Annotated in this window: 6 protein-coding genes; 1 reads left to right on the plus strand and 5 read right to left on the minus strand. The window is 57.4% G+C overall.

The window, feature by feature from the left end; genetic code table 11:
- The 5 genes from ACR0L3_RS20520 to ACR0L3_RS20540 all read right to left on the minus strand — a co-directional run.
- The coding region (locus ACR0L3_RS20520) for a PLP-dependent aminotransferase family protein (protein WP_480747652.1) at positions 1 to 481 on the minus strand (481 nt) is incomplete at its 3' end.
- An 82-nt stretch (positions 482 to 563) separates the two neighbouring features.
- Positions 564 to 1,535: a 2-hydroxyacid dehydrogenase gene (locus ACR0L3_RS20525; RefSeq protein ID WP_480747647.1), complete on the minus strand. Its 972-nt coding sequence runs from the start codon at positions 1,533 to 1,535 to the stop codon at positions 564 to 566.
- Positions 1,535 to 2,422 carry a succinate--CoA ligase subunit alpha gene (gene sucD / locus ACR0L3_RS20530; protein WP_480747648.1) on the minus strand — a complete coding sequence of 296 codons (888 nt, stop codon included), beginning with the start codon at positions 2,420 to 2,422 and terminating at the stop codon, positions 1,535 to 1,537. The genes ACR0L3_RS20525 and sucD overlap by 1 nt, the downstream gene beginning before the upstream one ends.
- Positions 2,422 to 3,618 carry a malate--CoA ligase subunit beta gene (locus ACR0L3_RS20535; RefSeq protein WP_480747649.1) on the minus strand — a complete coding sequence of 399 codons (1,197 nt, stop codon included), beginning with the start codon at positions 3,616 to 3,618 and terminating at the stop codon, positions 2,422 to 2,424. Before ACR0L3_RS20535 ends, sucD begins: the two co-directional genes overlap by 1 nt.
- A 28-nt stretch (positions 3,619 to 3,646) precedes the next feature.
- The gene (locus ACR0L3_RS20540; protein ID WP_480747650.1) at positions 3,647 to 4,888 is read right to left on the minus strand and encodes a pyridoxal-phosphate-dependent aminotransferase family protein; all 1,242 of its coding nucleotides are present in this window, start codon (positions 4,886 to 4,888) and stop codon (positions 3,647 to 3,649) included.
- A gap of 220 nt (positions 4,889 to 5,108) precedes the next feature.
- On the opposite strand from ACR0L3_RS20540, the gene ACR0L3_RS20545 reads away from it, so the two are divergent.
- Positions 5,109 to 5,738: a response regulator transcription factor gene (locus ACR0L3_RS20545; RefSeq protein WP_480747651.1), complete on the plus strand. Its 630-nt coding sequence runs from the start codon at positions 5,109 to 5,111 to the stop codon at positions 5,736 to 5,738.
- Positions 5,739 to 5,859: the final 121 nt, after the last annotated feature.

Raw genomic sequence — 5,859 nt, forward strand, 5'->3', positions numbered from 1 at the left:
GCATGTTGTCTTCCTTGCGGACGCCGTACTGCACCGCGTTGAACCACTTGCCCGACTGGTTAGGCCGCGCGCCGTGGGTCAGGTGACCACCTGCATCCAGGCTCATGCCCAGAATGGTGTCGCCGGGTTGGATCAGCGCCTGAAACACGCCCTGGTTGGCCTGGCTGCCCGAGTTCGGCTGGACGTTGGCAAAACCACAGCCAAACAACTGCTTGGCGCGGTCGATGGCCAGGTTCTCGGCAATATCGACGAACTGGCAGCCGCCATAATAGCGGCGACCCGGATAACCTTCGGCGTATTTGTTGGTCATCACCGAACCCTGCGCCTCCATCACGGCGGCAGAGACGATGTTCTCGGACGCGATCAGCTCGATCTCGTCGCGCTGGCGACCTAACTCGGATGTGATCGAGCCAAAAAGCTCAGGATCGCGGTCAGAAAGGGACTGGGTGAAAAATCCGTCTGTACGATGCGGGGCATTCACGAGACAAAACTCCTGTAGAAGAGGGTCTGATGCCGCCGATTTGGCCGCATCTGTGTTCATTGACTGACGCTTCGTTGGGATCTCAGATCACCCTGTCGCGTGGTTCGAGGCCCTGGAAAAAGTCGCTCAGGTTATCCAGAACACGGAACCCCATAGCCTCGCGCGCTTCACGCGTTGCACTGCCGAGATGCGGTAGCATAACCAGGTTGTCGCATTGCAGAAGATCCGGATTTATGCGCGGTTCACCGTCGAACACGTCCAGCGCGGCCCCTCCTATCATATCGAAGGACAGCGACTGAATTAGAGCACGTTCGTCGATGATTTCACCCCGCGCAGTGTTGATCAGGAACGCATCGGGTTTCATCAGGTCCAGTCTGCGTGCGTTGATCAAATGCCGGTTTGCAGCGCCACCCGGGCAGTGTAGTGAAACGAAATCGCACTGGGGTAACAGCTCATCGACCGTGTCCACTTGGGTCGCGTTGCACTTGGCTAACACGTCCGACGAAATTAGGCTGCGATTGTACACCAGTACATCCATGCCGAATCCGTGGTGGGCGCGGCGGGCCATTTCCTGACCTATACGACCATACCCAATGATGCCCAGGGTTTTACCGCTGACCTTGGTGCCGATCAGGTGTGTTGGGCGCCAGCCGGTCCAGTTGCCAGCACGCAGCTCGCGTTCGCCCTCGCCTGCCCGACGTGCCACCATCAACAACAGGGTCATAGCGATATCGGCCGTGCACTCGGACAGCACGTCCGGCGTATTGGTCACGGTCATGCCCAACCCACGCGCTGAAGGCTCGCAGATGTGGCTGAATCCGACACCGTAATTGGCAAGGATTTTTGTCTGCGCACCGGGCACATCCAGTGCTTCAGCACTGAGTGTATCCGTAACGGTTGGCAGCACCGCGTCATAGGATTTCAGTGCCTGCCGGATTTCAGCCGGGGACATGGGTTTGTCCCCGGTGTTCAGTACGGCGTTATAGTTCTCGGCCAGCTGCGCCTCGACTGCAGCGGGCCAACGACGGGTAACAAGAACCGAGGGTTTTACCATCACGCAGCCTCCATCACCCGGGCGATTGTTTCGCCGATTACGGCTGGGTTTTCCGCGACAGTCACACCCGCAGCTGACAGAATCTCAACCTTCTCACTGGCGCTTTCCCCGAAGGCCGAAATAATCGCGCCTGCATGGCCCATTGTCCGGCCTTTGGGTGCTGTCAGGCCTGCTACGTAAGCAACCACCGGTTTGGTGATGTGGTCGCGGATATACTCGGCAGCTTCGGCTTCCTGAGGGCCGCCGATCTCACCAATCATAGCAATGATGTGCGTGTCCTCATCCTCCTCGAAACGCTGCAGGATGTCCTTGAAGGACGAGCCGTTTATAGGGTCACCGCCGATCCCGACGCTGGTCGAAACACCGATCCCACGCTCTTTCAGTTGCGCTGCAGCTTCATAACCCAGCGTGCCCGAACGGCCGATGATGCCAACATTGCCCGGCAGGTAGATATGCCCCGGCATGATCCCCAAAAGAGCCTTACCGGGTGAGATCGTGCCCGCGCAGTTCGGTCCGGTCAGAACCATGCGCTTTTCTTTAGGATAGCGGTACATATACCGTTTCACTCGGATCATGTCCTGCGCAGGAATACCGTCAGTAATGCAGACACAGTACCGGATACCGGCATCTGCGGCCTCCATGATCGAGTCGGCGGCAAACGGCGGTGGTACGAACACAAGGCTGGCATCTGCGCCGGTGGCTTCGACGGCTTGCTTGACGGTGTCAAAGACGGGAACGCCTTCGACGGTCTCTCCGCCCTTTCCGGGTACCACGCCGCCCACGACATTGGTGCCGTATTTCAGCATGTCCTTGGTATGGAACCGCGCCATACGGCCAGTGATGCCCTGTACGATGACACGCGAGTCACGATCGAGAAGAATGCTCATTACACAGCCCTCATCTTGGTGCCTTGAGTAAGGTCGTTGCGCCATGCGCCTACGGCGCGTTCTGCGGCCTCCATCAGTGTGGTGGCGCGAATGATCGGCAGGCCCGATTTCGCGAGGATTTTCTGGCCTTCTTCGACATTTGTACCGGCCAGGCGCACGACCACAGGAATGTCGATATCCAGCTCTTTCAGAGCCTGCACGACACCTTCCGCCACCCAGTCACAGCGGTTGATACCGGCGAAGATGTTGACGAGGATCGCCTGCACGTTTTCATCCGACAGAACCAGCCGGAACGCTTTGGTCACACGCTCAGGCGACGCGCCGCCGCCGATGTCGAGGAAGTTTGCGGGTTCGCCCCCGGCCAACTTGATCGTGTCCATCGTCGCCATCGCCAGACCGGCGCCGTTCACGATGCAACCGATGTTTCCGTCCAGACCGACGTAAGATAATCCACGGTCGGCAGCGCGGCTTTCACGCGGGTCTTCCTGGCTTTTGTCGCGCAGTTCAGCGATCTGAGGGTGACGGAACAAGGCGTTGTCGTCAAAGCTCATCTTGGCATCCAGCGCCAGAACTCGGTCGTCACCGGTGATGACCAACGGGTTGATCTCGACCATGGTGGCGTCCAGATCACTGAAGGCGGCGTAGCAACCCTGTAGCGTGCGCACCATGTGCTGTACCAGTTTGGGTTCCAGACCTAGCTTGAACGCAATTTCGCGCGCCTGAAACTCCTGCAAACCAACCGCTGGCTCGACAATCGACCGAACGATGCTATTGGGGCGTTCAGCCGAGATATCCTCGATCTCCATCCCCCCTTCCGACGAGGCCACAATCATGACCCGCTGGCTGGACCGGTCGAGCACGAAACCCAGATAAATTTCGCGATCAATAGGCACCGCCGACTCCACGTAAACTCGGTAGATGCCTTTGCCTTCCGGGCCAGTCTGATGTGTGACCAACTTTCGGCCGAACAGATCGTCACAGGCCTGATAAATCTCGTGCTCGGTGTTGCACAACTTGACCCCTCCGGCCTTGCCACGCCCGCCCGCGTGGACCTGTGCCTTGACGATCCACTTATCGCCGCCCAACTCGCGGGCACGATAGGCGGCTTGCTCGGGGCTGTAAGCCAGTGCACCTGACGGCACTTCGACACCAAAATTCGAAAGAAGTTCTTTCGCTTGGTACTCATGAATATCCATCTGCATTCCTCCCGTTCATGCAGTACGCTTAAGCGGCAATTGACGTGCCGTAGCGGCTTTCGAGCAACGCCTCGATTGCATCTTGATCAACCATTCCACCCAATTCGCGCAGGGCCTCGGCAAAAAGACGAACGATCCGGCTTACGGCTTCGCGGTCCAACTGATTGAGGATACCTATCCGCACCTGCACGGGCGCGCTGAGCGTCGGCCAAATCCCGAAGCCGCGGGCACGGCAGTTCTGCACCAGTTCCATTTCACGGCCTGCCAGATCTGGCGGTAGGTTCAGTACGACAAGGCTGGGCATATCCGAAGTGACCTCACACCCCATCTCGATCACCGCATCGCGCAAGACCTTTTCGTGGGTTCGGTAAGACATCGACCGCTTTGCCAGACCCTCTTGCAGGGTCAGACGCAGAGATTCATGGAATGCCGCAACGGCGTATCCCGAATGAGTCCGGTGATAGGTGCCTTTTTCGACGTCCTGACCATCCACGATGCCCCAGTGGCGTGCCTCAAAGATCGGATTGTGGACGTAAGTATAAGCGCCGGATGCCTTTAGGCTGTCGATGTAAGCATCCGTAAAGCTGACGGGCGCGTAGGTCAGTGGTAGGCAGCACAGCCCTTTTTGCGGACACGAAGCCCACCCAGCAATTCCAGGATAGTCATCAATCGAAAAGTCATCCGCACCCAAAGAAGACACCGCGTCGATCAAACCCATCGCGCCGTGGCGTTCACAGGCATCCGAGAACCCGCGCAGATCATTGACGCGACCCGAACCCGTTTCCCAGTGCGCCATGAAGGCCCATTTCGGTTTATGCTCGACCAGAGCCGCTTCGACCAGTTCGCCGGTCACGGGTTGGCCATGTGGAACCTCGACAACAATGACACTGGCAGCTTGTGGATCGAGCGGGTTGGCGGCGTGTTCTTCCGGCGTCGCAGCCTTGATCCGAAGGGTCATTGCGTCAATGCCCGAAAAGGTTCCATTTGCGAACGCAACCACTGTGTCGCCGGGCATGACAGCGGAAAACATGGAATCCAGCGCGCTCCACCCCGTGCCAGCGACCGCGAAAGTATAGGCATTTTTTGTGCCCCAAATCTTTCGCAACATGTGTTTGCACTCGACCATCCCCCTCAGGACATCGCCCTGCATGTGATCCGCAACGCCTGCATTGGCAAAGGCGCGTAGGACACGCGGATCGGTATTGCCCGGCCCCGGACCTGCTGCGAGAGTCTGGGGGATCTCAAGCGGTGGAAAAATTTGAAACGTCATCGTTTGACATCCTCGGCTGTTGGCTGGGCGCAGGGGCCCGAAGTGTTGTCTTGCCGAGTAGAAAACGCTGGCTTGCGCCGTGACGCAACGTAACTTACTACTGCTTTAGGATGGCTAAAAGTATGGGTATTTACCCACCCATATTGGTAAAAATGCCATGGTATACTAAAATTCCACCTACCCATATGGGTGGTAATTGACGAAAACAGGGTGAAAACAAATGGTTGAGACCCAGAACACGCCGATCGATGTAATGCTGGCGGACAGCAATCCACTGGTTCTGTCCGCAATGTCCGAGATTTTCGAACGAGATCCCCGATTCTCGCTGGTGGCCACGTCTGCCACGGCGGAAGGGTTTCTTGGAACTGTGATGCGGGTTCCGGTTCGGGTCGGCGTGGTCGACTGGAATCTGCCGATTCTTGGCGCGGCAAAGCTGATCGAAGTGCTGCGCGAGCAGGCTAATGCGCCGCGGTTTGTAGTCTATGGTGATGCTATCGGAGAGATACCCCGGCTTGCGATGCAGGCAGGTGCCGCAGGGTTTGCCGCCCGGTCTGGAGAAGTCGAAGGTTTGCTTGAGACCTGTGCCGACGTGGCAGCGGGCAAGATGGTATTCCCGTTTATCGACGTTCGGAAAATGCAGCAGGACCCGATCCAAAGCCTTTCTCGCAAAGAACGCGCGATCCTTGAGGCTTTGGCGCAGGGTATGTCCAACCGTGAATTGTCAAGAGAGTTAGAGATTTCAACAAATACGGTGAAATTTCATCTTTCAAACATCTACGAAAAGTTGGCAGTGAAAAATAGAACTCAGGCGATTGCCCAATTTTATTCCGCGCGTCTACCCAGAGAATAAGCTGTTGCTTAGCGACCCGTTTACTTACATTTTGCGAGGCCCCCTGTTTTAGGGGGCCTTTTTCGTTTGTACATGAGCGTACCGCGCTGGGGTTAGTCGGCGCCAAAGAGGTCTCGGGTGA

This window comes from Ruegeria sp. CK1 (genome assembly GCF_056536545.1).